Source organism: Rathayibacter iranicus NCPPB 2253 = VKM Ac-1602, assembly GCF_003149025.1.
Lineage (GTDB): Bacteria > Actinomycetota > Actinomycetes > Actinomycetales > Microbacteriaceae > Rathayibacter > Rathayibacter iranicus.
The window spans coordinates 115508-140512 of record NZ_QGDV01000003.1 but is presented as its reverse complement, the minus strand read 5'-3'; the positions used below and the strand labels follow the sequence as shown (position 1 = coordinate 140512).

Below are 25005 nucleotides of genomic sequence, written 5' to 3'. Positions count from 1 at the left end.
GCACGGACAGTTCGCCAAAATTGCGCCCCTGTGGAGGAGCCTTCGCCCACTCAGGCCGCGCGGGGGCTCCTTCGCACCGTCGCCACGGCAACTCCGGCGAGCGCGAGGGCCCCTCCGAGTAGAGCGGCGAGCGGAGGCGTCTCACCAAGCACGAGCCACGAGAGCACGACGACGACCGCGGGGACCGCGTAGGTGGAGGCGGCAGTACGGCCTGCGCTGGAACGCGCCAGGACATACCCCCAGGTCGTGAAGGCGACCGCCGTCGGAAACACGCCGAGGTACACGACAGCGAGCACCGAGGAGACAGGAGCGGTCTGAAGTGATCCGACCAGCTCCGGCGCGAACGGCAGGCAGGCGACGGTGCCAGCAAGGCAGCCGAGCCACGTCATCGTTGGCGCGTCGATCCGCCCGAGGAGGCGCTTCTGCAGAGTCGCCGCGCTGCCGTAGACGACGGCCGCGACCAGGCCGAGCACGACTCCGATGACGTCGAATTGCCCTGTGGACGTCGAGAACGCGATCACCGCAACACCGGTCAGGGCGACGAGCATGCCGGCGATCAGCCGCCGGGGGAAGCCCTCGCCCAGCACAAGCCCGGCCAGGACCGCCGTGATCATCGGCGCGATGTTGACGAGCAGGGCGGCAGTGCCGGCGTCGACGTGCCGCTCGGCCGCATTGAGCGCCACGTTGTAGACGCCGAACCACGCCACACCCCAGCCGAGGACGAGGAGGAGGAGCCGGCCGCGCGGGACCGCGGTGCGCGGGTCGGGAGCGGCAGCCGAGCGGCGCCTCCGTGCAGAAAGGACGAGCCGGACGACCGTGAGCGCTAGCGACCCGACAATAATGCGGCCGAGCGTCAGGGCGCCGGGGTCGAAATCCTCCGTCGTCGCGCGGATGCCGACGAAGGCGGAAGCCCAGAGGAGAACCGTCACCAGGACGGCCCCCCAGAGCAGGAGAGCGTCCTTCCTACGGGGTGGAGCGGAGGCGGTACCACTGATCATCAGGCCATCGTGGCGGTGCGGACCGTCCTGCACCAGTTTTCCGCGGCTACCACCCGAGACGCTGCAGGCCCTCGTGGCGCGCCGTCGACACGCGAGGCGTGCGGCGGGCGACCTCGCAGCGCACGGGAGGACGATGGGCAGGTGAGCCCAGTCGAACCCGTCACCCGTACCGCGCCTCCGCTCGGCGGACCGCACATCCTCCGGCAGCGCTGGACCGAGGCGACCTTCCTGCACTGGCGCGTCGACCCTGCTCTCGTCGTGCCGCACCTGCCGCCCGGAGTCAGGCCCGACGAGCACGACGGGTCGTCCTGGGTGGGCCTCATCCCGTTCAGACTCTCACGCACAGCTTTCCTCGGAGGCCCCCGAGTGCCCTGGCTCGGTTCCTTCCCCGAGGTGAATGTTCGGCTCTACTCGGTCGATAGGCAAGGGCGCCGCGGAGTCGTCTTCGTCTCCCTCGACGCCTCGCGCCTCCTCCCTGTGCTCACTGCGCGGTCGGTCTTTGGCCTCCCCTACCATTGGGCGCGAATGAGCATTGAGCGCCGCCACGGCGCAGTCATCTACGAGACGGCCCGCCACCTCAATGCAGCGGCCTCCTCACGGATCGCGGTGCGGCCGACAACCGGCGCCGTCGACGATCCGCTTGCCTCGTTCCTGACATCGCGGTGGGCTTATCACGAGCGGCACCTCGGATCTACCTGGTACGGACGCAATCTGCATCGGCCCTGGCCGCTACAGCGTGCGGAGTTGCTGGCGCTGGACGACGGGCTCCTCAGCCAGGCGGGGTTCCCTGACCTGACGACGCGAACTCCGGACTCGGTGCTGTACTCGGCGGGGGTCGAAACGGTGTTCACCGTGCCGCGGAGGGTGTGAGCGCGACCCGGGTGGGGGGTGGCGCTGTCCGAGAGGCATCGGAGACTATTCGATGATTCGAGTACACCGCACCGTCATCGGGGAGAACCGTGGAATTCACTGAACGGCTGATCGCTCTTGCGACCAAGGTCCACCAGCAGCGCGAGGTCATCCAGACCGAGGAGGCGACGAAGAACGCCTTCGTGATGCCCTTCATCTCGACGATCCTCGGGTACGACGTCTTCAATCCGCTCGAGGTAGTTCCAGAGTTCGTCGCTGATGTCGGCGTGAAAAAGGGCGAGAAGATCGACTACGCGATCGTCCACCACGGCGACGTGCAGATGCTGATCGAATGCAAGAAATCTTCCGAGCCCCTCCGGATCGAGCACGCCTCGCAGCTCTTCCGGTACTTTGCAGTCACCAATGCGCGCATAGCGATCCTCACCAACGGTGAGCAATACCACTTCTATACAGACCTTGACGCCCCGAACCGTATGGATGCGAAGCCGTTCCTCATCCTGGACCTGACAGACATTGATGAGACTCTGATTCCCGAGCTGACGAAGCTGACAAAGGAGGTGTTCGACCTCGACTCCATCATCAACGCGGCCGGGGAACTCAAGTACATTGGTCAGCTGAAACGCGAACTCGGCGCACAATTCGCCAACCCTAGTGACGAATGGATCAAGTTCTTCGCGACGCGCGTATACGAAGGTTCCTACACACAAAAGGTGCGCGAGCAGTTCTCGGCACTGGTCTCCAAGGCCTCGAAGCAGTTCCTCAACGAACAGGTGAACGAGCGTTTGAAGACCGCCCTCGGAGCGCCGAACTTCCCACGGACGGAAGCTCTCGCCGCCGAACAAACGCTCACCAGCCAGGCAGTGGTCGAGGAAGAACTCGAGGAGCAGAGCGATATCGCGACGACGCTCGAAGAACTGGAGGGCTACCAAATCATCAAAGCGATCGCTTGCAGCGAGGTGAAGGTGAACAGGATCACGCAGCGAGACGCCAAGTCATATTTCGCTGTGATCATGGATGACAATAACCGAAAGCCCGTCGCGCGCTTGCACTTCAATCGGAAGCAGAAGTACCTCGGGACCTTCGACACGGAGAAGAACGAGACGCGTCACCCTCTTTCTACACTCGACGAGATCTACTCGTACGCGGAGACGATCAGGGAGACCGTCCGCGCATACGCTTGACGCCGGGGCGGCGGGGAAGCCGGGCTCGAAGTGCTGGCTCACGGCACGCAGACCGAGTCATCCAGACGGCACAGCGAAGCTTCTACAAAAGAAGTTTTTCTAGATGAAGAAGATCAGTTCGCGAACGGTGTAGAAAACGTCATTAAAAAGAACTGGCTACTGTTCCACATTGACTACCGACGAACCTTCTCCACCTTCCCTCAAACAATCTCGGCGGTCGTGGCGCTTCACTTTCTCAAACAAGCCGCTTGGATAGGCCTCACAACGTCCGGCGATCGGATGGGCCGCCCGATATTCATCGCGCGGTCAGGCAGTGCGGCGTCCCCTGCGCAGGGACACGATTGCCAGGACCACCAGCTCGGCGGCAAAGACGAACGACACGATGCCAAAGACTAGAGCGCCACCGAGGCGGAATATCGGCGTCATGGGAGCGAGGGCGATCATCGGCGTCATCAGCGCGACTACGAGGGGCCTACGGCCCGCCGCGGGTCGGGCTCGAACGGTGCCGCTGATGGCGAACGCAGTCGCCGCAACCGCGACGAGGACCAGTGCAATCGTGACTCCGACCGGGGCGGCGCCGCTAAGCAGGGTCGCACCGAGGGCGATCCACGCCAGCGCTCCGACCGTCGAGACAGCGGTGGTGCGGGCGGCGACCGGAATCCGGGTGGTGTCCGAGTTCATCATCGGTTCTGTCCTTTCGTCGTAGACCCGGGTGCGGGTCGGGGCGCGAATGCGGGAGGGGACGCAGGTGCGGGAGAGGGTCGGGGCGCCGCCGTGGTCGGATCGGCCGACGAGGCGATCCAATCACGCGCGTGAAGCCCGAGCAGAGCCTCCTCGGGCGGAAGGTACCCGAGGTGCTGCGGGGTGCGCGGCACCTCGTGCCTCCCGGCCTCGGCGAGATAGTCGTCGATCGCACGAAACCAGCGGCGGCGGCCACGCCGTTCGGCCCGAGGAGCCCGAAAACCTCGCCGCGGTGCACCTGGAGGTCGAGGCCCGCGACAACTCGGAAGTCGCCGTAGGTCTTGACCAGGCCCTCGACCTCCACGACGACGTCGCTGCCGGAGGAGCGATGGATGGCCGGAGCGGGCTCGGTCCCCGGTCGTCGCAGGGTGCTCATGCTCTTCCTTCGTTCGGCGACCGATCGCTGCGGGTCGGTGGGAAACGCACACCGCTGGGAACCACCCGGTCGATGAGCGGGAAGACGGCGTCGCGGTAGCGCGCTGCGGTCTGCTCACCTGCTGAACCTGCGGTCCCGCGATCGTGACTCCCATCGCTACGGCCGCGATCAAGAGGTGACGAGACCTTCGACACAGCCTGTCCCTCGTTCCGGTGGCACGTCGCCGTCCGGGGTATTCGCGCCTCGATCCAAGCAACCAGGTTCGACGACTCTCGACGGTGGTTACAACGTGATGAGTTTCCGGTGTCACCGATCGAGCCGATGCCTGTGGGCGTGCTCCCTGCGCTGACTGCCGCTATGCCGTCAGCGGCGCGAGGGAGCACGACGCCCGCGCCCGTCGCGCCGACAGTCAGGAAGCCGGTGGCGGCGACCAGGAGTCGACGAGGTTGGGACGGGGCAATAGCGTTCACGATGATTACTCCTTTTCTACCGCGAGCAATCATCATCCCTGGCCGTCGATTGCGCGTCGAGGGTGCGCCAACGGCGCACCGCAAGTCGCGCCACCGAGCTCCGGCCGCACCCCGCTAAGGTCTCGCAACTTCCGGCGAAATCAGCGTGCAGACGCGCCGGATTGACCACCGAAAGAGGGTCAAGGATCTGTCACCACACCTCCGAAGCGCGTTACACGGTAGATGACGGCAGACCGCGACACCCAGCCCGCACCTCCCACCGCGGTGCTCTTCGACATCGACGGGACCCTGGCCGACTACAACGGTGCCGTTGCAATCGGGCACCGCCTCCGCACCCTCGACCAGGGCGACGCGGTCGCCGGGCGCCCAGACGAAGGTGTACTGCCCCAACACGGGATGCCCGTCGGTCGAGACGACCTGCCAGGTCACCTCGTAGGCGCCCGCTCTCCAAGCTCGAGCGGCATCGACGCCGACGGCCGGATGACGCTGACGCAGCCGTCCTGTAATAACCACCGTCGGGACCGACGACCCGCGAAGCCGCCGCGGCCCCATCGCTCGCGAGGACGAGCAGATTGTCGTTGGTGGTGAGTACGAGCTCGCTCGGCTGCTCGGTCACGGTCGAGTCGGCCGCGGGAGTCGCCGACACGAGATGATTGTGCGGGGGCGGCGTGATGCGAGCGCGTCGTCTCCGCCGGTCGGAGCCGTCGCCGAGGCGGTTGTCGCCGCCGCGACATCGCCGTCCCCGTCGTCGTCATCCCGCGGCCGTGGCCCGAGCCGAAGGCGGCCGACATCACCGCCACCGCGGGCGCCGGCAGTTCCGGCTCGTCCTGGCCCTTGACGGTCGGCTGGTTCCACATAGTGGATCCCGTCTCGCAGGGTTGCAGGACCGGGAACTCCAGCGTGGAGCCAGAGCTCGCGGCGCACACAGAACCGAACAACAGGGAAGGCCGGGACGCCAGGCCGTGACCGGACACGTTCTGCGGAAGTGACCGACGTCAAGGGGGCTCGTTCACTTCAGCGCGCCCGCGTAGCGTGAGAAGTCTGGGCAGGCGGGCTCAGATCGACTAGGAGGAGGAGCGAGATGGCGGCAGGGAAGAGCCGACGCGAAGCGACGGGGCACGCAACGGCGGTCCTCTTCGACATCGACGGGACGCTCGCCGACACGAACTTTCTCCACGTCGAGGCATGGTCGCGCGCATTCTGGCAGTGCGATCTCGACGTCCCGTCATGGCGGATTCAGCGCGCCATCGGGGCAGACTCATCGGAGTTGCTCGACTTGCTCCTTGATGATGGGGTGCCGGATGAGCTGCGAACGCGAGTCAAGACGCTTCACTCCAAGAACTACGCCGAGACCATCGCTCGCATCACTCCCCTTCCCGGAACTCGGGAACTGGTTGCGACTCTCGTCGGTCACGGTGTTCATGTCGTGCTGGCGACGTCGGCGCCCCAGAACGAGCTCGACGTCCTGCTCGACGTGCTCGACTTCGGCGGTTCGGTGCACGCAGTGACGAGCGGCGCGGATGTCTCGACAGCGAAACCCGCCCCTGATCTGATCTCCATCGCTCTCAAGCGGGCCGGCACCTCGGCTGATCACGCAATCATGGTGGGAGATGCGACCTGGGACGTCCTCGCGGCCAAGCGAGCGGGGGTCGCGACTGTCGGTGTGCTTTCGGGCGGCACCTCTGAGCAGGAACTTTTGGAGGCGGGTGCAGTCGCGGTGTATGAGGACGCCGCCTCCGTGCTTACGGGTCTTCACGACAGCCCGCTGGCGAGCCTCCTGAGCTGAGTCGCGGTTGGCTCAGGAGGCCCGGCGCCGTCAGCTCGTCGACCGCCTCCGCAAGACGACGAGCGTTACCCCTATCGCGGCAGCAACTGCGGCGAGAGCCCCACCGATCCACAGGGCATCGCCAAGCAGAGCGAGATCGGCTCCCGATCCGCTCTGAGCGTTCTCGGCGGTCGCTCCTGGAGCATCCGACACAGCGACGGTTCCGTTGCAATCCGGTCGCGAGGTGGCGCCTTCCGCAAGAGCCACGCCCTCCGCCGGTGCCCAATCGAACACGTACTGTCCTGAGACCGGGTGTCCATCCGTCGAAACCACTTGCCACGTCACTTCGTAGGCTCCGGCTGGGCCCAGTTCGAGCGGCATAGTCGCCGCTGGACCGACGACACTCACGCACCCGTCCCCGTAGTAAAGGCCATCAGGTCCTACAACACGCAGAGCAGCAGCGGCTCCGTCGTTCCCAAGTACCAGCAGGTCGTCGTTCGTCGTCAGCACGAGCGACCCGGGCTGCTCCGACACCGTCGAGTCAGCGGCGGGTGTCGTCGACACAAGATAGTTGTGCGCGCTAGCGGGCGTCGCCACCGCGGCAGAGCCGAGTAGGCCAATCGCGGCGGCAGCCATTAAAAGCCTGCGACGGGTCACGCGGACGCCCGAGGCGCGCGCCGACGGGATGCGAGCCCAATGGCGACTCCCACTGCTCCGACGACGAGTCCGCCAACGCCGAGCACGCGTGCCAGCACGTCGTCACCGCTCGCAGCGGGAGTACCGGCCGAGGCCGCGGTCGTCACCGCTTCGTCACTCTCGTCGTGTCCGTCGTGGTGGCCCGTCCCGTTTTCCGCCGCCGTCACCGCAACGGTCGGAGCGGGGTGCGCGGGCTCGTCCTGCCCCTCGACCGTCGGCTGGTCCCACGAGGTCGAGCCGATTTCGCATGTTTGCAGCACAGGGAAGGCGAGAGTCGAGCCTGCCGCGTCCTCCGGGAGCTGAAGCTGCAGTGCGACGGTGTCGCGGTAGCCATCGGCGAGCGGCGCCTTGGCACTGTAGACGACGTCTGAGACGCGCTTGGTCGCCGTGTTCCCGTGCGCATCAGCCGTCGGCGCGGCGATCGCAACCTCGTTTTTCACGACCTCCCAGTTCGGGTTGATGGTCGGGCTGACGGAGTTGATGCCCTCCGGGATCGTGATCGTGAGCCCGGTCGTCGGTGATCCCTCGCAGCCATGTGCCAGAGAGAAGGTCACCACGGTGTAGGAGCCGGCGGCTGTGCTGCTCGCGGCGGCGGTCACGTGGGCGCTTGCGGGGGACGAGGCGGCGAGCGCCAGGGCGATGGACGCAGCGGCGACGAGAGCACTGCTCCCGACGAGTCTGCGGCGCGAGGAGGAGGAAGAAGGGTAGGTGGTCATCAGAATAAAGTCCTCAAGCATGTCGGCGTGACGCCGAAAATCAGAACGCAGCGCAGGATTGCGGTGCGTGCGAAAGCGCCGACGGCAGTTCCCGGACGGGAGCGATGTCAGACGGCGCACATGACGCGGGCCGGCGGCCCACGGTGCCGGAGGACCGAGAGGACAGTGTTAAGCCGACGCGGTGTTCGCGGCGTCGGCGCTCCGACGACGGCGACGCTCGGGCTCCTCGGCGTGATCAGCGCCGAGACCCAGGCGACGATGTGCACAACGACCCGCTCGAGTTCTGCGCCAAGCGTCCAGAAGATCTGTTCGCCGTGTCGAAGCATCGCGATCGTCAGTACCGCCGCAGCGAAGTGAGCGATGAGCATGGCTGGCCCGTGCGCGGCGTGCCCGCCTCCCAGCACGACCAAGCTGACCGTCGATCCATCGTGCGCGTGCACTCCGCCGCCGGACGTGCCGACGACGCTTACTCCTCCACTGCCCGCGACCAGGAACAGAGCGTGGTAGGCCAGCTGGCTAAGCAGTACGGAGGCGGTCAGGCGTGGCAGCGCCAGTCGACGCCCTGAGAGGAAGACACAGACGACGACGGCGAAAGTCGCAGCTAGGGCGAGGATCGCGGGTGGGGGCGCATTGGCGCCGGCGAGGGTGTGCGAGGCGGCGGCAGTCGCCGTTGCGGCGAGTGCGGCAACGCTTCCGCGCGCCACCCGTGCACCTCGCGTCTGCACTCGCTCATCCTCTCGTCCTGATCACGTATCCCGGCAACTCGGAGTCCGGTGGGCGTCTGACTCGTCTTCGCGCGCGCGCGACTCATCCCAGGGTAATCGACGCAGCGGAACCGCCCCTGCCCGGCGGGAGACCCCCACCCTGTCCCGTTACGAAGCCGTTACCTAGATTGCCGAAAGATTTCCAAACCCCCTCCGGGAGGGCTCCGAAGACATACCAACGGCCGCGAAACGGTCCACACAGAACAGGTCCTCCGCGTTACGTGGGGGCCGTCTCATGAAGGAGATATCCCATGCGATCCACCAAGCGTTCCGCTCTCGCCGCATTCGCCCTGCTGGGCACCGCCGCCCTCGGCCTCACTGCCTGCTCCAGCGGCAGCGGCTCGACCACCGTTCCCAGTGAGGCAGCGACCGGTATGTCGACGCCGATGGCGACGTCGTCGACCTCTGCCGGCTCGACCCCCATGGCAACCATGGATCCCGCTGCCAATCTCGTGGGCCCCGGCTGCGCCGCCTACGCCGCGCAGGTTCCGGATGGCGACGGATCGGTTGCCGGTATGGCCCTCGCCCCGGTCGCTACGGCCGCGTCCAACAACCCGCTGCTTAAGACCCTGACCGCTGCCGTCTCCGGTGGCCTCAACCCCGACGTCAATCTTGTGGACACGCTGAACAGTGGCGAGTTCACCGTCTTCGCCCCGGTCGATGAGGCATTCGCCAAGTTGGACCCGGCCACGGTCGAGACCCTGAAGACCCCCGAGGGCGCGGCCACGCTGTCCACGATCCTGACTTACCACGTCGTCCCCGGTCAGATCGCCCCTGACGCAATTGCCGGCGATCACGCCACCGTCCAGGGCGGCAACCTGACCGTCACCGGCTCCGGCGACGACCTCAAGGTCAACGACGCTTCCGTCATCTGCGGCGGCGTTCAGACCGCCAACGCGACCGTGTACCTCATCGACACTGTGTTGACCCCTCCGGCCAGCTAAGACCGTTCGCAGCCTCGGCTGCTGATCTCGCCGAAGGGCGGGCACCACGAGGTGTCCGCCCTTCGGCGTTTCTCTGCGTCACGGTGCCCAGGAATGACGAGAGGCGCGGACCCGTAATGGGATCCGCGCCTCTCGTCGTGCGGGAGCCGGCTACTCGGCCGGCGCGCTGATGTCATCCAGCAGACGGTCCCCCGGTCGCGCCTCGACCATGTCAGCTTCGATCTCGGCCCGGTCGAGTAGCTCCTCCATGCGGCGGCGGCGGTTGCGCGTGATGAGCGTGACGACTGTGCCCTTCTTGCCTGCGCGACCGGTGCGTCCGGATCGGTGCAGGTACGTCTTGTACTCGTCGGGCGCGTCGGCCTGGATCACCAGGTCGATGTCGTCCACATGGATGCCGCGCGCGGCGACGTCGGTCGCCACCAGTACGTCGACCCGTCCGCTGGTCAGCAGGGCGAGGTTCCGCGTTCGGCGCGACTGGTTGAGATCGCCGTGCAGGCTCGTCGCGGGGATGTCCGCGTGGTCAAGTTGCTCGGCGAGCTGCTCCGCAAAGGCGCGGGTGCGGGCGAAGATCAGCGTCTTTCCTCGGCGGGCGGCGAGCTGCTCGATGATTTCGGCCTTGTCGCGGTGCTCGATCAGGAGCACGCGGTGGTCGATGGTCGAGGACGCTTGGTCCTCGCCCGCGACCTCGTGGACGCTCGGGTCGACAAGGAACTCGTCGACGAGCGTCGCGACGCCCTTGTCGAGCGTGGCCGAGAACAGCAGGCGCTGGCCGCCATCGGCGGTCTGGCGGAGGATCCGCTGCACCGGCTCGAGGAAGCCCAGGTCGCACATGTGGTCGGCCTCGTCCAGCACCGTGATGGTGATGTTCGAGAGATCGAGACGGCCCTGTTCGACGAGGTCCTCAAGGCGACCCGGCGTGGCGATCACGATGTCGACACCACGCTGGAGAGCACCCACCTGCTTGTACTGGGGGACGCCGCCGTAGATGGTCGTGGTGAACAGGCCCACGGAGCGAGCGATCGGCTGGATTGTCCGGTCGATCTGCATGGCGAGTTCGCGCGTCGGGGCGAGGATAAGCGCACGTGGCGCCCGTCCGGGCTTGCGGCCCTTGGCTCCGTTGTTCTCCATCAGGCGCTCCACGACGGGAGCCCCAAAAGCGATTGTCTTGCCGGAGCCGGTCTTGCCACGGCCGAGGACATCCTTACCGGCGAGCACCTCGGGGATGGTCGCGGCCTGAATCGGGAATGGTGACGCCGCTCCGAGCTCAGCCAGCTGGCGGACGATGTTACCACCCAATCCGAGGTCGCCGAAAGTCACGCCCTCGACATCGACGGCGAGCGTCGCCGTCGCTTCGAGGCGCTCGAGCACGACATCGTCGGCCTGGCGCGGTGCGCGAGCATTGCGGCTCGGGGCGAAGTCGGAACCGGAGTCGCGACGCGAGGGCCGCGAGTCGCGATCGTAGGAGCGGACGGGGCGCTCACCGCGGTCGTGACTACGGGCGGGACGGGAGTCACGGTCGTAGGACCGAGCGGGCTGAGCATGGCGGTCAGAAGAGCGACTCGGTCGCGCGTCACGGTCGTTAGAGCGGACGGGGCGCTCACCGCGGTCGTCATTTCGAGCCGGTCGCGCGTCGCGATCGTAGCTGCGGGCCGGACGCGCGTCACGGTCGTCGGCGCGGGCAGGACGCGCGTCCCGATCGTAGGCGCGGGCAGGACGCGCGTCACGGTCGTATCCGCGGGCAGGACGCGCGTCCCGATCGTATCCGCGGGCAGGACGCTCGCTGCGATCGTATCCGCGGGCAGGACGCTCGCTGCGATCGAACGATCGAGCGGGCCGGTCGGAACGATCGTAGGAGCGCGCAGGCCGGTCATTGCGGTCACGAGGACGCGCATCGCGGTCGACACCGCGAGCAGGACGCGCATCCCGATCATACGAACGAGCAGGACGCGCGTCGCTCTCGGACCCGCGCGAGGGCCGCTCGTCCCTGTCGTAAGGGCCGGCCGGGCGCTCACTGGCACGGGCGGCGCGCTCATCGGCATTCCAGCGCGCCTTCTTGGGCGCGTTCTCGTCGACGGGGCGGAAGCCGCGGTGGCCCTCGCTGCGCGAGCCGGGCTTGGTGGCGGGGAAGCGCGAGCGGCCGCCGAGCTGCGACTTGCCACTGGAGGCGCCGAAGCGATTGGGCTCGAAGTTCTTGGCCGGGCGTCCGCCGGCAGGCTTTTTATTCTTGGGCATGACAGTTCTTCCTGGGTTCAGGTCGTGCGCGAGGAAGGCGACATCCGAGAAACCCCGTCGTGAGGGGTCCGAATGCTGTACTACTGCGGGGCAGCAGGGGGGAGAACCCGGGCGAGTCATTGACCGGGGCCGATTCACACAAGTGATTCGTCTCACGACGACTGTCGGAGACTCGGCCCACATGACTAACAAACCCATCCGCACGAGAACGTGCGGTGTCAAGAGCCGACCGAGCGAGTCTACATGCGGCGATCGGCCATCACCAGGCCCGCGGCTCCCGGCCGTGTCAGACCGACGCCCGCCGTGCCCGATACGCCGCGACATTTGCCCTATTGCCGCAGTTGCCCGTGTCGCAATACCGCTTGGAGCGATTACGCGAGAAGTCGACGAGTACCGCCTCGCAGTCGTCCGCCGCGCAGATCCGGATGCGCTCGCGTTCATCTCCGCGGATGACATCGACGAACGCCATCGCCGCCTCAACCAGAATGCGTGTCGCGAGCGGACTCTCGTCGCGCGTCGCGTGCAGGTGCCAGCCGTAGGGGCCGTGCCGCACGAGCTGCGGCAGCGCTCGACCCGTCTCAAGCATGCCGTTGACCACCGGCACGAGGTCCTCCTCGGCCCGGGTGAGCCACAGGGCGCGGAGTGGGGAGCGGATCATCTGCACCGCTTCTAGTTCGGCGGGAGACCCGTCGCGGCGTCCGGTGTAGCGGTTGTTCAGGAGGAAATCGTCGAGGTGTTCGAGGGTGGCCATCTCGTCCTCGCCGGACGGGGAGAGTTCGGGCAGGGTGTTGACGAGGATGGCGGTCGAGGTCAGCGACGCCTCGACGTCATAGGCGAACACCATGTTGACTCCTGACAGTGCGGCTCGGTAGTGTGCGATCAGCTCGCCGTCACGAGTGTAATCGCTTTGACTCCTGAAGGAGCCGGTCATGACCACCGAGAGCACTGCCACCGTCACGCCACCCTCCTCCCTCGCCCCCGAGCCCTCTCGTCGACTCGGCTCTGGTCTGCTCCTCGTGCTGGCCGCCGCCGCTGCCTTCGGCCTCGGCGGGCCCTTCGTCAAGCCGCTGCTGGAGGCGGGCTGGACTCCCGCGGCCGCCGTGCTCTGGCGGACGGGCGGGGCCGCCGTCATCCTCGCCATCCCGGCCGTCGTCTCCCTGAGCGGACGCTGGCACGTGCTGCGGCGCAACCTCGGCACGATCGTGCTCTACGGAGTCTTCGCCGTGATCGCCGTACAGCTCTGCTTCTACAGCGCCATCGAGCACATGTCGGTGGGCATCGCGCTGCTGATCGAGTACCTCGCGCCGGTCTTTTTGGTCCTTTTCTCTTGGGCGCGCACCCGGAGGCATCCCGGTCGCTTCACGCTTGCCGGCTCCGCGCTCGCGCTCGCCGGCCTGGTACTCGTACTGGATCTCGCCGGTGAGTCGACGCCCGAGCTGGTCGGGATCGCCTGGGCGCTGACCGCATCGCTCGGCCTCTGCGTCTACTACGTCATCGCGGGTCACGTGGATCCAGAGCTGCCGTCACTCGCGTTGACGGCGGGCGCAATGGCGGTCGGCGCCTTAATCCTGTCCCTGCTGGGCGTGATCGGAGTCATTCCGCTCCGTGCGACGTTCGACCAGGTCGTCTTCCTCGGGAACGACGTACCCTGGCTCCTCCCCGCCGCGGTCATCCTCGGCATGTCGACGGTGCTGGCCTATCTGCTCGGGATCGCGGGCGGCACTCGATTGGGCACGCGGATCGCCTCCTTCGTCGGCCTGACCGAGGTGCTGTTCTCGATCTGCGCGGCATGGCTGCTCCTGGGAGAGCTGCCCGCACCGATCCAGTTCGCGGGCGGTGTGCTGATCCTCGCCGGCGTGGTCCTCGTGCGCCTGCAAAAGACACCTCACACTCCCTGATCGCGGAGTTCGGGCGTGCACGCCGACCAGGGTCGCGGTGCTCAGTCGAGGGAGCAGCCCGGCTCGTCCGAGAGCGCACGCTCGATCCGCCCGCGATGATCGTCCGACATCGGCGGCAGGGCGTCCGGAGCGAACCAGCCCACCTCAGTCGACTCGTCGTCGGCCACGTAAGCCTCGCCCGAGATCCAGCGGCAGCGCACGACATGGTCGAGGTACTGGGAGCGGTCACCGTTCGGGTACTGCATTGGCGGGAGCGTGTGCACCTGCACGAGTCGCTCCACCTCGATCTCGACACCCGCCTCCTCCTGCGCCTCGCGGCGAGCGGTACCCGCAACCGTTTCCCCCGGATCGATGATCCCCGTCACGGCCGTCCAGGCGCCGGTGTCCGCGCGCCGCACGAGCAGGACCTGCCGCGCCGGCTCCTCGCGGACGATCACGGCTGTCACGCCGGTGAGCCAGAGCAGTTCGGTCCCGATCCGCTCGCGCAGACGCAGGACGAAGTCAGGCGTCGTCATCAGTGCGGCTCGGGCCGGAAATCGAAGGCGACGATGCCGGCGGTGTCGACGAACGGTCCGACAAACGCCTTGAACGCGTCGTGTGCAGGATCGTAGAACCCGGGAGCCTCTACGGCGGGTCGCCCGAGGTAGTAGTTCAGGTCGCCCTCGGAGGTGAAGGTGAGCAGAAACGCGCGATCGAAGCCCTCGCCGGCACCCTCGGTGCTCAGCTGCGGACCGGTCTCGATCGACTCGATATAGGGACGACCGTCGCGCCTGCACTCGTGCGCGAGCGCGAGGAAGCGTCGGACGACTTCGTCGGCCTCAGCGAGCAGTGCGGTCGGGCGGAAGCGGATCAGGACGATGTGCCGGAGCGTCCCCGGCCGGTGATCCCGGGCGACGAAGCGCTCTGGCCCGACCTCGGCGAGCACCGCGGCAGCGCGCTCCGGTCCGCTGTGCCAGCGCGAGCCGACCGTCTCCACCGAGTCCCTGATGTCCGTCATGCCGACGCCTTCCCGGCGCGGACGGCACGCCGCCGTTCACGATACCCCTCGACCAGGTTGTAGACGACGGGCAGAACGACCAGCGTCAGCACCGTCGAGGACACCAGGCCACCGATCACGACGATCGCGAGTGGCTGCGAAATGAAGCCACCGTGACCCGTGATCCCGAGCGCCATCGGCAGCAGCGCGAAGATCGTCGCCAGCGCAGTCATCAGGATGGGCCGCAGTCGCCGCTCGGTCCCGTGCAGCAGCGCCTCGCGCACCGGCATCCCCCGGTCGCGGTACTGGTTGACCAGATCGACGAGCACGATCGCGTTCGTGACCACGATGCCAATCAGCATCAGCACGCCAATCAGCGAGGGCACGCCCAGCGGCACACCGGTGACAACCTGCAGGAGAATTGCGCCGGTCGCCGCGAACGGCACCGAGACGAGCAGGAGCAGCGGTTGCAGCAGCGAGCGGAAGGTCGCGACCATCACGACGTAGACGATCAGGATCGCCACCAGCAGGGCGATGCCGAGCTGAGAGAACGCGTCGGCCTGGTCGGCCGTGACTCCGCCGAGGGAGGCGTCGACGCCGGCCGGTAGCGACGTCGCGGTGATTGCCTCCTGCACCGCGGCGTTCGCCGAGGCCAGATCATCGCCCTGAGGAGTGACGGTAATCGTGGCCGTGCGCTGGCCGCGCTCGGTGGTGATGCTCGCCGGGCCGTCGGTCTGCTCGACGGCGGCGAGGCTCGAGAGCGTCACGGTTCCGGCCAGAGTGGGCACCTCGAGGCCCCGGAGTTCGTCCACGGTCGCGGGCGGCTGCGCGTCGGCGAGGTAGATCGAGAGCGTCCGGTCGTCGATGACGACGCTGCCGACCGCGGTCGGCTGGAGGGCCTGGCTCACGAGGGTGCCGAGGGCGACCTCACTGAGCCCGGCGCGCGCGGCGGCGTCCCGGTCGACGCGCACCGCGATGTAGGGCAGGGAGGAGGAGAGGTTGCTCTCGGCCTGGCTGATCCCCTCGGTCCCACGCAGCGCAGCGAGGAGCTGGTCGTTCCCGCTCTGCAGGTCGCTCTGCGATGCCGTGGTGAGGTCGACCTCGATGTTCGAGGAGGCGCCGAAGCCGGAGGAGGCGGCGACACTGATGTCGTCGGCCGAGGCGACGCTCGCGAGGGCCTCGCGCACGCCGGCCTGAACCGCCTCCTGATCCGCCGACTCGTCGGTGGTGACGGAGTAGCGGATCGAGGTCGCGCCTCCCCCGCCACCGCCGAACGCGCTCTGCAGCCCGCCGGCGGAACCGATGGTGAGCTGCACCGTCTCGACTCCGCCCACGCCGAGGATCGCGGAACTGGCCTGCTGAGCGGTCGCATCCTGCGCGTCGAGGCTTTGGCCGACCGGGACGGTCTGGGTCACGGTGAAGGTGTTCTGGCCGCTCGAGCCGAGGAAGTTGGTCTTCATCAGCGGAGAGAGCGCTCCGGTCCCGACGAGGACGAGCAACGCCAGGAGCACCGTGACGACCGAATGTTTCAGCGTCCAGTGGATGATCGGGCCGTACACGACCTGAAGCCCTCGGGCTCGGCGTGGTCCACTGTGGGCGCCATGGTGGGGAGCCTCCTGGACCGGAGCGAGGCTCTCGCCCGCGGCCGAACGCTCCTCGGCGAGCGCCGCCTGCGCGGCTTGGCGGACCGCCGGCCGCTTCGAGGGGCGCAGGAACCAGTACGCGAGCACGGGCACGATCGTCAGCGCCACGACCAACGAGGCGAGGAGCGCGATCGACACGGTCAGCGCGAAGGGCCGGAACAGCTCGCCCGTGGTGCCGCCGACGAACGAGATCGGCAGGAACACGGCGACGGTGGTGATCGTCGAGGCGGTGATCGCTCCGGCGACCTCGCGCACAGCGGTCGCAATGGTGGCGACCCGCTCCTCCCCCGCGTCAAGATGCCGCTTGATGTTCTCGATCACGACGATGGAGTCATCGACCACGCGGCCGATCGCGATCGTGAGTGCGCCGAGGGTGAGGATGTTGAGGGTGTAGCCGGCCGTCTGCAGGCCGATGAAGGTGATCAGCACCGAGGTGGGGATCGAGATCGCGGTAACCAGCGTCGAGCGCACCGACAGGAGGAACAGCAGGATCACCAGCACGGCGAAAACGAGGCCAAGGGCACCCTCCTGCGCGAGGGAGGCGATCGACTCCTGGATGTAGGGCGCCTGGTCGAAGACCGAGGTGAACGTCGCATTGTCGCCGATCGATGCTTCGAGGTCGGGCAACAGCGCGGTGACGCTGGTGGAGACGTCGACCGTGTTGGCCGCGGGAAGCTTGGTGATCGAGAGCGTGAGCGCCGGCTGGCCGTTCACCCGCGAGATCGAGGTGACAGGAGCATCCGTCACGGCGACGCTCGCGACAGAGCCGAGCGTGGTCACGGTGGGAGCGGCGGCGGGCGCGGCACCGGCCGACGCCGACCCTCCTCCCGAGGGCAGCAGCGGCAGGGCCGCGATCGCGTCGGTGGAGTCGAGCTTCACCCCCGATTGCACCGAAAATGTCGAGCCGTCCTGAGTGATCTGCCCGCCGGCGACGAGCACGCCGTTCTGCTGCAGCGCGGTGCGGATGTCGCTCACCGACACTCCGGCCGCCGCGAGAGCCGCGTCGTCGGGGGTGATCGTCACGCGCTGGGCGCTTTCGCCGACCAGGGCCACCTCCCGCACTCCGTCGACCTTCTCCAAGTCCGGGATGACGCTCGTGCGCAGGCGGTCGGCGAGCGCATCCGCGTCCCCGTCACTGGAGACCGCGAGCTGGAGCACCGGCAGGTCATCGAAGGAGCCGGTGACCACCTGCGGGTCCACTCCGTCCGGGAGCGTGGTCCTGATCCGGTTAATGGCCTGCAGGATCTTCTGCTCGGCGGTCGCGAGATCGGTGCCGTAGGTGAACGAGGCCGAGATCTGCGACGAGTTCGTGGACGAGGTCGCGCTCGTGGTCTCCAGCCCCGGAACGCCCTGGATCGCGGTCTCGATCGGCGTGGAGACGTCGTCGTTAACCACCTCCGGAGCTGCGCCCGGGTAGGACGTGATGACCGCGAGCTGCGGGAAGGAGATCGACGGAGCGAGCTCCTGCTTGAGCCCGGTGAGCGCGACGCCTCCGAACACGGCGATGACGACGGTGACGAGCGCGATGAGGGCCCGGTTCTTCATGCTGAGGACCGCGAGGAGATGCACCCTAGGAGTCTTCCATCAGCCGACTGATTGTGCGGACGGGGCAGCGCGTCTCAGGCCAGGCGCACAGCTGCGGTCGACGACCCTCTCGAGAGAGCCCCATCGGCGCTCACTCCGCCGGCCGTCAGCGTGCCCGCGACGGCGCGGACCGCGATCCGCCCTGCTCCTCGGTGCGCAGCAGCGAGGACGGCGACCTCACGTTGGGCGGGAATCGAAGCGGGAGTCGGGCGTCATGGCGGCGGCCTTTTGCAGGGGCGCGACTCGCGGTGTGGCGGTGGCGCGAGCTCGACGCGCGGCGGTCGTCCGGCCATGATGGCGTCTCACCATTCGAGAGGAGTGATCGCCGTGAGCGATACTGCCATGTCCCGTCCTCGGCGGCTTGTGATTGCCGTGGCCGCCGTCCTGATCGCAGCCTCGGTGGGCGCAGGCTTCGTGCTCTCCCACTCCGCAGACGCCACGGGAGCGCCCAACGACGGGGGCGGGCTTGGCGACGCGGGGGCGCTGATCGTTCGACGGATCGCCCTGGCCGACCCGGTGGCCCGCTCGAAGTGGCTGAACGGCACTCCGATCGACGATCCGCACCGCGAGGAGGTCGTGATCGACGACGCCGTGCGCCGTGCCACGGAGCAGGGCACCGACACCGCGCTCGTCGAACGCGTCTTCCGGGCGCAGATCGAGGCGAGTAAGACGGTGCAGCGCGGCCTCATCGAGGAGTGGACGCAGCATCCTGACGCCGCACCCACGGCGGCCCCTGACCTCGGTGCCGTCCGATCCGAACTCGATGAGATCGGCGGCTCCCTCGTAGCAGCCCTCCACGACGCCGCGAGCGTCGCCGAGGGCCCCGAGTGCCCCAGCATCGTTGCCGCCGAGCGCGAGAGCGACACGGCGGGCCTCGATGCTCTGCACCGAACCGCGGTGGAGACCGCCTGGCAGACGTTCTGCGCGGAGTGAGCCCGGCTCCTGATAACGCGCGAGAGTCAGACCACGTCGGCGAGGTACCCGGGGTCGGCCGCGGGGTGCCGCGCGACCTGCGCCCAGGCTGTCGCTAGCGCCTCCACAGCCCGGTTGGTCGCCTCCGGGGTGTAGCCGATCGGGATGCGGAGGAAGCGCTCGAATGCGCCGTCGATCCCGAAGCGCGGACCCGCGGTGATCAGCAAACCTGCTGTCCGCGCGGCGAGCGCGAGCTGTGAGCTCGCCGGCCTTCCCAGCCCGACCCACGTCGACAGGCCGCCCGAGACCCGCGGCACGCTCCACTCCGGGATCGCGCGCGCGAGCGCCGCCTCGAGGTGGTCGCGGCCCGCCCGCAGCTGCGTGCGGCGCAGCTCGAGCACCTCGTCCATCCGCCCGAGCATGTCGGCAACCAGCAACTGCTCCAGGATCGGAGTGCCAAGATCGGTCGCCGAGCGGGCCAGCGCGAGCTTGCGGATCACCGCCCGCTCGGCGCGAATCCAACCGATGCGGATGCCTCCCCACAGCGTCTTGCCGACCGAGCCGATCGAGAGCACCGTCCCCTCCGGCCCGTAAGCGGCGAAGGGCAGTGGAGTCATCCGCCGGTCGATGTCGAGTTCAGCCGTCGTCTCGTCGGCGATAATCAGCGTGCCCTGCCGCGCCGCCGCAGCGATCGCGCGCTCGCGCAGCTCCGGCGCCATGGAGCGGCCGGTCGGGTTGTGGAAGTCGGGCATCAGGTAGGCGAGGCTGGGGCTGGTCCCCCTCAGCGCGGCAATCAGGCCCTCGTCGTCCCAACCGTCGGCGCCATCGACGTTGACCGGCACGAGCCGGGCACCTGCCAGACGTAGCGCCTCGTAGGCATGCGGGTAGGTCGGCGCCTCGATCAGGGCACGGTCGCCGCGCGCGAGGAGCGTCCGCGCGACGAGGGCGATTGCGTGCTGCGCGCCGATCGTCACCATGATCTGCCCGGGTTCGGTGCGCAGGCCCCGTCCGGTATAGCGCTCGGCGATGGCCCGCCGCAGTTCGGGCAGGCCGACCGTGTCGTAGGAGCCCGAGTCGAAGTGCTCGGGAGCGAGGCGAGCCGCACGGGTGTACGCCTCGGCCAGCTCGGGCACGGCGGGCAGCGCTGCCTTCGTGAAGTCGAGGAAGTCCGCCGCCAGCGAGGGCACGGCGTGCACCGCTGCTCCGGGGAGGCGGGTCACGCTCCCGGAGCCGCGGACGCTGACGAGGTAGCCGCTCTCTCGCAGCTCGCGGTATGCGGCGGCGACGGTGGTGCGGCTCACGCCGAGGCGGGCCGAGAGTTCACGCTCTGCGGGCAGGCGACTGCCGGCGGGAATGCGGCCGTCGATGCCCAGGAGGCGGATCCGGTCGGCCAGCGCGAGGTAGGCAGGGCGGGTGCCGCGCTGCTCACGCCAGTCGCCGAGGAGGGTGTGCAGGGCGCGAGCGCCAAAGTGGACATCAGCCATGCGTCCAAGGTAGCTGAATTGGACCGCGCGAAGAAGGCCACTGGCGCGGTGGGATGTTCTCCATGACGTTGACCGCTCCTGCCGCCGCCACCGCCCCTCCGGCGAGCCAGTGGCGCCTCCGACCCGTGCCGCGGCTGCTGATCGGGCTGATCCTCTATGGATTCGCAGACGCGATGATGATCCGAGCGGCCATCGGAGTGGATCCTTGGACGGTCTTCGCGCAGGGCCTCGCTCACCAGACCGGACTCGGGATCGGACTGCTCACCAACATGATCGGCCTGCTCGTGCTGCTGTTGTGGATCCCGCTCCGGCAGCGTCCAGGTCTCGGGACGGTGCTGAACGTGCTGGTCGTGGGGACGATGATCGACGTCGGCCTGCACGTGCTCGTGACACCTGAGGAGTGGTGGGCGCGCGGCCTGCTGTTCGCCGGCGGGCTGCTGCTGCTTGCGCTAGCGAGCGGTATCTACATCGGTGCACACCTCGGACCCGGCCCGCGCGACGGGCTGATGCTGGGGCTGCACACCCGGACGGGCCTTCCCCTCTGGATCGGCCGGTCCGGCGTCGAGCTGACCGTGCTCATCCTCGGCTGGCTGCTCGGCGGCGACGTGGGCCTGGGCACCCTCCTCTTCGCGGTACTGATCGGTCCCCTTTGCTCGGTGACGCTCCCCCTGCTCGGAGTCCACCGACGGTGAGTGTCCACCTCCCTCTGGGTCGTCGCGCCTGCGCTTGAGGCGCGTCGGCGTTCGCAACCGAGGTTGAATGGCCCCCACCGTGGCTTGAGCGGGCTCCTGGATGATTCTGACCTCGGTTATGAACGCAAAGCTCTCGCGGCGAGGACCTAGCGCGTCCCCGCGGATGCCGAGCGCGTCCGCCCCAGCTCCTCCGAGTCTTGAGTCGATGTGATGCCTTCGGTGATCGAGGTCCCTGCGGCTGGCGCCTCGTGCTCGTCCGCCCCGAGAGTGCTCTCATCGAAGGGCAGACGCCCGGCGAGCACCGCCCGCACCTGCGCGGTGTCGACCTGCTTCGTCCACGTACCCACCAGCAGAGTCGCGACCGCATTACCGGTGAAGTTCGTCACAGCACGCGCCTCGGACATGAACCGGTCGATGCCGACGATCACGCCCACGCCGTTGACCAGATCGGGCCGGAACGACTGCAAACCGCCGGCCAGCGTGGCCAGGCCCGCACCGGTGACGCCCGCGGCGCCCTTCGAGGCGATCATCATGAAGACCAGCAGGCCGATCTGCTCCGGAACCGACATCGGGGCGCCGGTAGCGGAGGCGATGAAGAGCGAGGCCATCGTGAGATAGATCGCGGTGCCGTCGAGGTTGAAGGAGTAGCCGGTCGGCACCGTGATGCCGACGACCGGCTTGGACACGCCCAGGTGCTCCATCTTCGCGATCAGGCGGGGCAGCGCCGCCTCCGAGGACGAGGTGCCGATGATCAGCAGGTACTCGCGGGCCAGGTACTTCATCAGCGAGAAGATGCTCACCCCGGTCACCAGACGCAGCAGCAGGCCCAGCACCACGATCACGAAGATCGCGCAGGTGAGGTAGAAGCCGACCATCAGGGTGGCAAGTGCAATGACCGCGCCCCAGCCTGTCTTGCCGACGACCGCGGCGATGGCGCCGAAGGCACCGATCGGAGCGACCCAGAGCACCATCGAGAGGATGCGGAAGATCAGCACCTGCAGCTGCTTGATCGCGCCGAGGATCGGCTGGCCCTTGACTCCCATCTTCTGCAGGGCGAAGCCGACGAGCAGCGCGACGAAGAGCGTCTGCAAGATGCTGCCGTCCACCAGCGACGAGAACAGCGAGACGGGGATGATCCCGAGGATGAAGTCGGAGGTGCTCTCGGGCTTGAGGTCGCTCGTGTCGTAGGTGGCGTTCGAGATGTCCAGGCCCTCACCCGGGTGCAGGATATTGCCGACGACGAGGCCGATCGCGAGGGCAAAGGTCGACATCACGATGAAGTAGCCAAGGGCCAAGCCGCCGACTTTACCGACCGTGGCCGCCTTCGCAATCGAGCCGATACCGATCACGATGGTGCAGAAGATGATCGGCGCGATCATCATTTTGATCAGTCCGACGAATGCCTTGCCGACGGGTTCGAGAGTCGCGGCGAATCCGGGGGCGACGAGGCCGACTATCACTCCCGCGACCACGGCGATGATCACCGCGATGTAGAGCCAGTGGTTGCGGTCGATCCGTCTGCGAGTCTTCACAGGGGCGACCGCCGGGATCATCCGGTCGGCCGGTGTGCCGGGCGTTGTGGGCATGCGTATGTCCTTCTCTTCGTCGAGGTGAGGGGGTAGAACGATAGTGACCCCGCCGCCGCCGCTCGATGCCGTTGCGTACATACTGTTCACGGCCGGGCCTGTTCACGGCCGGGCCCATTCACGGCCGGGCGCCTGCCAGCGCTCGTCTCCGAGGGAGTGCCGATGCGAAGGACCCCGACCGCTCGCGGCCCGCGCGGCAGTATCGCCGCCCGCCTGTTCATCGTGCAGCTGCTCTGCATCCTGCTGCTCGGCGCCACGGCTGTCGCGGCGCTCGCGATCGATGCTCGCGGCCGGGCAAGCGAGGATGCCGCTCAGCGCAGCCTCGTCGTCACGCGGACAGTCGCCGACAATCCGTTCGTGTTCGAGGCCGCGACCGGAGCGGACCCGTCGGCCTCCCTTCAGCCCTACGCCGAGAACATCATGGGCGATACCGGCGTCGACTTCCTCACGATCATGGCCCCCGACCGCACCCGATACACACACCGCGATCGCGACCAGATCGGCCTACCATTCCGCGGCACTATCGAGCCCGCGTTGGGTGGCCGCACGTTCACCGAGACCTACACAGGCACCCTCGGCCCGTCGGTGCGCGCAGTCGCTCCGATCGAGAGCGCCGACGGCACGGTCGTCGCGCTGGTGTCGGCGGGAGTCACGCTCGCGGCGGTCGACGCCTCCTTTGCCGCTCGCGTGCAGGTCGTCGCCTGGGGCGCCGCGGGCGCCGTGGCCCTCGGCGCGCTCGGTTCGTGGCTCCTCGCCCGGTACCTCCGCCGGGTCACGGGCGGGCGCGGGCCGGAGCAGATGGGCCAGGTGTTCGCGTACTACGAGTCGGTTCTGCACTCGGTCCGCGAGGGTTTGCTGCTCGTCGATGAGCGGAGGCGGCTGGTGCTGGCCAACGACCACGCACTCGAACTGCTCGGGCTCGAGGGCCTGCAGACGCCCGTGCCCGTCGCCGAGCTCGATGTCCCGCCCGCCCTGCGGGAGCTGCTACAGGCCGACGGGCCGATCGCCGATCGCCTGATCGTGGCGCGCGAACGGATCCTCGTGGTGAATGAGCGGCCCGCCGCCTCCCCCGGCGCTCGCCCGCTGGGGACAGTGACGACGCTGCGAGACCGCACCGAGCTGCAACGGGTGAGCGGCGAGCTGGAGTCGATGCGCACCCTGTCCGACGCCCTCCGCTCGCAGACCCACGAGTTCTCGAACCGCCTGCACACGATCGCGTCGCTGATCGAGCTCGGCCGCCCCGACGAGGCCCTTGTCTTCGCGGCAGGCGAGCTGAACCTCAGCCAGCGGCTCGCCGACCGCGTGCTCGGCTCGGTGCAGGAGCCGGTGATCGCAGCGCTCCTGCTAGGCAAGGCTGCGCAGGCCCGAGAGCGCGGGGTTCAGCTGCACTTCGAGACGCACCTCGAGCCCGGCACGCAGGGCCTCGAGCCGGGCGATGTGGTGACGGTCCTCGGCAACCTGATCGACAACGCTCTCGACGCAGCCTCCTCCTCCGCCCTCGAAAGGGAGCCGTGGGTCGAGGTCTACCTCGGGCTGGCCGACGGTGAGCTAGTGGTCCAAGTCTCCGACAGCGGCCCAGGAGTGGAGGAGGCAGCAGACGTGTTCGCCCGCGGCTACTCGACCAAGGAGTCGGGTGCGTTCGGCCGGGGCATCGGCCTCGCGCTCGTGCAGCAGGTGGCGGAGCGGCTCGGAGGTACGGTCGACGTCTCGCGCCACGTCGGCGCGGTCTTCACCGTTCAGCTGCCGCTGCCGTCACCGGTGGCGCCGTGATCCGCGTCTTGGTCGTCGAGGACGAGCCGCTGACCGCGAGCGCGCACGCCGACTACGTTCGCCGCGTCGAGGGGTTTGAGGTCGCCGCGGTCGCCGGCAGTGGGGCGGAGGCGATCCGGGCTCTGCGCGCGGACCCGGGCATCGCACTCATCCTGCTCGACATGAACCTGCCGGACATGGGCGGGCTCGACCTCTGCCGGGCCCTGCGCGCGACGGGCCTCGAGATTGACGTCATCGCGATCACCGCGGTGCGCGACGCCGCCATCGTCCGCGCCGCCGTCGCTGCCGGGATCGTGCAGTACCTCATCAAGCCGTTCGTCTTCAGCGCTTTCGCCGACAAGCTCGCCAGCTACCGGGCGTTCCGCGAGCGGATACACGGAGCCGCCGTCGCCAGCCAGCACGACGTGGACGGCGCGTTCGCGGCTCTGCGCACCTCGAACGCTCCCGGCCTGGCGAAGGGGCTCTCGGCCGAGACGCTCGACGCCGTCACCGCGTTGCTCGGACCGGTCGGACTCTCGGCCACCGAGCTCGCGACACGCCTGGACATCTCGCGCGTGACGGCCCGGCGCTACCTCGAGTACCTCGCCGACACCGGAGTCGCCGGCCGCGCTCCGCGGTACGGCTCCCCAGGTCGCCCCGAGCTCGAGTACCGCCGCCGTTAAGCGCGAGCGGTCGCCGAACGGCGTCCGTGTGGCGTCCGTGTGGCG

At 68.2% G+C, this 25005-nt stretch carries 23 protein-coding genes; 9 read left to right on the top strand and 14 right to left on the bottom strand.

Translation table 11 applies throughout. The annotated features are described in order from the left end of the window. Positions 1 to 50: 50 nt before the first annotated feature. A complete protein-coding gene (locus B0H03_RS04825; RefSeq protein ID WP_104265386.1) occupies positions 51 to 998 on the bottom strand; it encodes a DMT family transporter in 948 nt (315 codons plus the stop codon). A gap of 141 nt (positions 999 to 1139) precedes the next feature. Here B0H03_RS04825 and B0H03_RS04820 point away from each other — a divergent pair, with 141 nt between their 5' ends. Further along, positions 1140 to 1868, top strand: a complete 729-nt coding sequence (locus B0H03_RS04820; protein ID WP_104265339.1) for a YqjF family protein — start codon at positions 1140 to 1142, stop codon at positions 1866 to 1868. An 89-nt stretch (positions 1869 to 1957) separates the two neighbouring features. After that, entirely contained in the window at positions 1958 to 3049 is a 1092-nt protein-coding gene (locus B0H03_RS04815) for a type I restriction endonuclease (protein WP_104354009.1), read from the top strand. A 306-nt stretch (positions 3050 to 3355) separates the two neighbouring features. Here the strand turns inward: B0H03_RS04815 and B0H03_RS16490 are convergent, their stop codons facing one another. The 3 genes from B0H03_RS16490 to B0H03_RS17405 form a co-directional block, all read right to left on the bottom strand. After that, positions 3356 to 3733 carry a hypothetical protein gene (locus B0H03_RS16490; RefSeq protein ID WP_160487233.1) on the bottom strand — a complete coding sequence of 126 codons (378 nt, stop codon included), beginning with the start codon at positions 3731 to 3733 and terminating at the stop codon, positions 3356 to 3358. Positions 3734 to 4750: 1017 nt separating this feature from the next. After that, positions 4751 to 5065: a hypothetical protein gene (locus B0H03_RS17410; RefSeq protein WP_219814975.1), complete on the bottom strand. Its 315-nt coding sequence runs from the start codon at positions 5063 to 5065 to the stop codon at positions 4751 to 4753. Continuing rightward, entirely contained in the window at positions 5062 to 5562 is a 501-nt protein-coding gene (locus B0H03_RS17405) for a DUF1775 domain-containing protein (protein ID WP_160487232.1), read from the bottom strand. The genes B0H03_RS17410 and B0H03_RS17405 overlap by 4 nt, the downstream gene beginning before the upstream one ends. A gap of 155 nt (positions 5563 to 5717) precedes the next feature. Between B0H03_RS17405 and B0H03_RS04790 the strand changes: the two genes are divergently transcribed. Continuing rightward, positions 5718 to 6422: an HAD family hydrolase gene (locus B0H03_RS04790; RefSeq protein WP_104265343.1), complete on the top strand. Its 705-nt coding sequence runs from the start codon at positions 5718 to 5720 to the stop codon at positions 6420 to 6422. A 30-nt stretch (positions 6423 to 6452) separates the two neighbouring features. Here the strand turns inward: B0H03_RS04790 and B0H03_RS04785 are convergent, their stop codons facing one another. The 3 genes from B0H03_RS04785 to B0H03_RS04775 form a co-directional block, all read right to left on the bottom strand. Continuing rightward, a complete protein-coding gene (locus B0H03_RS04785) occupies positions 6453 to 7037 on the bottom strand; it encodes a copper resistance CopC family protein (RefSeq protein ID WP_104265344.1) in 585 nt (194 codons plus the stop codon). Between the two features lie 17 nt (positions 7038 to 7054). Then, positions 7055 to 7813: a YcnI family copper-binding membrane protein gene (locus tag B0H03_RS04780; RefSeq protein WP_160487231.1), complete on the bottom strand. Its 759-nt coding sequence runs from the start codon at positions 7811 to 7813 to the stop codon at positions 7055 to 7057. A gap of 107 nt (positions 7814 to 7920) precedes the next feature. After that, positions 7921 to 8517 carry a hypothetical protein gene (locus tag B0H03_RS04775; protein WP_104354354.1) on the bottom strand — a complete coding sequence of 199 codons (597 nt, stop codon included), beginning with the start codon at positions 8515 to 8517 and terminating at the stop codon, positions 7921 to 7923. A gap of 311 nt (positions 8518 to 8828) precedes the next feature. Here B0H03_RS04775 and B0H03_RS04770 point away from each other — a divergent pair, with 311 nt between their 5' ends. Then, positions 8829 to 9521 (top strand): fasciclin domain-containing protein, encoded by a 693-nt coding sequence (locus B0H03_RS04770; RefSeq protein WP_104354355.1) that lies wholly within the window; start codon positions 8829 to 8831, stop codon positions 9519 to 9521. A 150-nt stretch (positions 9522 to 9671) separates the two neighbouring features. On the opposite strand, the gene B0H03_RS04765 is transcribed toward B0H03_RS04770, so the two are convergent. Both B0H03_RS04765 and B0H03_RS04760 read right to left on the bottom strand, forming a co-directional pair. Next, on the bottom strand, positions 9672 to 11753 hold the full coding sequence (locus B0H03_RS04765; protein WP_104265348.1) for a DEAD/DEAH box helicase: 2082 nt from the start codon (positions 11751 to 11753) through the stop codon (positions 9672 to 9674). A gap of 286 nt (positions 11754 to 12039) precedes the next feature. Next, positions 12040 to 12597, bottom strand: coding sequence for a CGNR zinc finger domain-containing protein (locus B0H03_RS04760; protein WP_104265387.1), 558 nt, complete (start codon positions 12595 to 12597; stop codon positions 12040 to 12042). 85 nt (positions 12598 to 12682) lie between these two features. On the opposite strand from B0H03_RS04760, the gene B0H03_RS04755 reads away from it, so the two are divergent. Continuing rightward, entirely contained in the window at positions 12683 to 13651 is a 969-nt protein-coding gene (locus tag B0H03_RS04755; RefSeq protein WP_104265349.1) for an EamA family transporter, read from the top strand. 41 nt (positions 13652 to 13692) lie between these two features. Here the strand turns inward: B0H03_RS04755 and B0H03_RS04750 are convergent, their stop codons facing one another. From B0H03_RS04750 to B0H03_RS04740, 3 genes are read right to left on the bottom strand one after another with little or no spacing between them, the layout of a single operon-like run. Further along, positions 13693 to 14166, bottom strand: coding sequence for an NUDIX hydrolase (locus B0H03_RS04750; RefSeq protein WP_104265350.1), 474 nt, complete (start codon positions 14164 to 14166; stop codon positions 13693 to 13695). Further along, positions 14166 to 14648 (bottom strand): Dabb family protein, encoded by a 483-nt coding sequence (locus B0H03_RS04745; protein WP_104265351.1) that lies wholly within the window; start codon positions 14646 to 14648, stop codon positions 14166 to 14168. Before B0H03_RS04745 ends, B0H03_RS04750 begins: the two co-directional genes overlap by 1 nt. Further along, positions 14645 to 17839: an efflux RND transporter permease subunit gene (locus B0H03_RS04740; RefSeq protein ID WP_104265352.1), complete on the bottom strand. Its 3195-nt coding sequence runs from the start codon at positions 17837 to 17839 to the stop codon at positions 14645 to 14647. The genes B0H03_RS04745 and B0H03_RS04740 overlap by 4 nt, the downstream gene beginning before the upstream one ends. Before the next feature lie 342 nt (positions 17840 to 18181). Here B0H03_RS04740 and aroQ point away from each other — a divergent pair, with 342 nt between their 5' ends. Then, entirely contained in the window at positions 18182 to 18787 is a 606-nt protein-coding gene (gene aroQ, locus B0H03_RS04735) for a gamma subclass chorismate mutase AroQ (RefSeq protein WP_160487230.1), read from the top strand. 26 nt (positions 18788 to 18813) lie between these two features. Here aroQ and yczR read toward each other — a convergent pair whose 3' ends face one another. Continuing rightward, on the bottom strand, positions 18814 to 20250 hold the full coding sequence (gene yczR / locus B0H03_RS04730; RefSeq protein ID WP_104265354.1) for a MocR-like transcription factor YczR: 1437 nt from the start codon (positions 20248 to 20250) through the stop codon (positions 18814 to 18816). A 62-nt stretch (positions 20251 to 20312) separates the two neighbouring features. Here yczR and yczE point away from each other — a divergent pair, with 62 nt between their 5' ends. Next, a complete protein-coding gene (yczE, locus tag B0H03_RS04725) occupies positions 20313 to 20942 on the top strand; it encodes a membrane protein YczE (protein ID WP_419956891.1) in 630 nt (209 codons plus the stop codon). A 146-nt stretch (positions 20943 to 21088) separates the two neighbouring features. On the opposite strand, the gene B0H03_RS04720 is transcribed toward yczE, so the two are convergent. Then, positions 21089 to 22495, bottom strand: a complete 1407-nt coding sequence (locus B0H03_RS04720; protein ID WP_104265389.1) for a cation:dicarboxylate symporter family transporter — start codon at positions 22493 to 22495, stop codon at positions 21089 to 21091. Between the two features lie 195 nt (positions 22496 to 22690). On the opposite strand from B0H03_RS04720, the gene B0H03_RS04715 reads away from it, so the two are divergent. Both B0H03_RS04715 and B0H03_RS04710 read left to right on the top strand, forming a co-directional pair. After that, the gene (locus B0H03_RS04715) at positions 22691 to 24298 is read left to right on the top strand and encodes a sensor histidine kinase (protein WP_104265355.1); all 1608 of its coding nucleotides are present in this window, start codon (positions 22691 to 22693) and stop codon (positions 24296 to 24298) included. Further along, positions 24295 to 24960 (top strand): response regulator, encoded by a 666-nt coding sequence (locus B0H03_RS04710; protein WP_104265356.1) that lies wholly within the window; start codon positions 24295 to 24297, stop codon positions 24958 to 24960. The genes B0H03_RS04715 and B0H03_RS04710 overlap by 4 nt, the downstream gene beginning before the upstream one ends. Positions 24961 to 25005 lie beyond the last annotated feature (45 nt).

Excerpts from the sequence above, each read along its gene's own strand:
- B0H03_RS04825 (WP_104265386.1), bottom strand. The coding sequence starts at position 998 with ATGATCAGTGGTACCGCCTCCGCTCCACCCCGTAGGAAGGACGCTCTC.
- B0H03_RS16490 (WP_160487233.1), bottom strand. The coding sequence starts at position 3,733 with ATGATGAACTCGGACACCACCCGGATTCCGGTCGCCGCCCGCACCACC.
- B0H03_RS04790 (WP_104265343.1), top strand. The coding sequence starts at position 5,718 with ATGGCGGCAGGGAAGAGCCGACGCGAAGCGACGGGGCACGCAACGGCG.
- B0H03_RS04785 (WP_104265344.1), bottom strand. The coding sequence starts at position 7,037 with ATGGCTGCCGCCGCGATTGGCCTACTCGGCTCTGCCGCGGTGGCGACG.
- B0H03_RS04780 (WP_160487231.1), bottom strand. The coding sequence starts at position 7,813 with ATGACCACCTACCCTTCTTCCTCCTCCTCGCGCCGCAGACTCGTCGGG.
- B0H03_RS04770 (WP_104354355.1), top strand. The coding sequence starts at position 8,829 with ATGCGATCCACCAAGCGTTCCGCTCTCGCCGCATTCGCCCTGCTGGGC.
- B0H03_RS04765 (WP_104265348.1), bottom strand. The coding sequence starts at position 11,753 with ATGCCCAAGAATAAAAAGCCTGCCGGCGGACGCCCGGCCAAGAACTTC.
- B0H03_RS04760 (WP_104265387.1), bottom strand. The coding sequence starts at position 12,597 with ATGGTGTTCGCCTATGACGTCGAGGCGTCGCTGACCTCGACCGCCATC.
- B0H03_RS04755 (WP_104265349.1), top strand. The coding sequence starts at position 12,683 with ATGACCACCGAGAGCACTGCCACCGTCACGCCACCCTCCTCCCTCGCC.
- B0H03_RS04750 (WP_104265350.1), bottom strand. The coding sequence starts at position 14,166 with ATGACGACGCCTGACTTCGTCCTGCGTCTGCGCGAGCGGATCGGGACC.
- B0H03_RS04745 (WP_104265351.1), bottom strand. The coding sequence starts at position 14,648 with ATGACGGACATCAGGGACTCGGTGGAGACGGTCGGCTCGCGCTGGCAC.
- yczR (WP_104265354.1), bottom strand. The coding sequence starts at position 20,250 with ATGGCTGATGTCCACTTTGGCGCTCGCGCCCTGCACACCCTCCTCGGC.
- yczE (WP_419956891.1), top strand. The coding sequence starts at position 20,313 with ATGACGTTGACCGCTCCTGCCGCCGCCACCGCCCCTCCGGCGAGCCAG.
- B0H03_RS04720 (WP_104265389.1), bottom strand. The coding sequence starts at position 22,495 with ATGATCCCGGCGGTCGCCCCTGTGAAGACTCGCAGACGGATCGACCGC.
- B0H03_RS04715 (WP_104265355.1), top strand. The coding sequence starts at position 22,691 with ATGCGAAGGACCCCGACCGCTCGCGGCCCGCGCGGCAGTATCGCCGCC.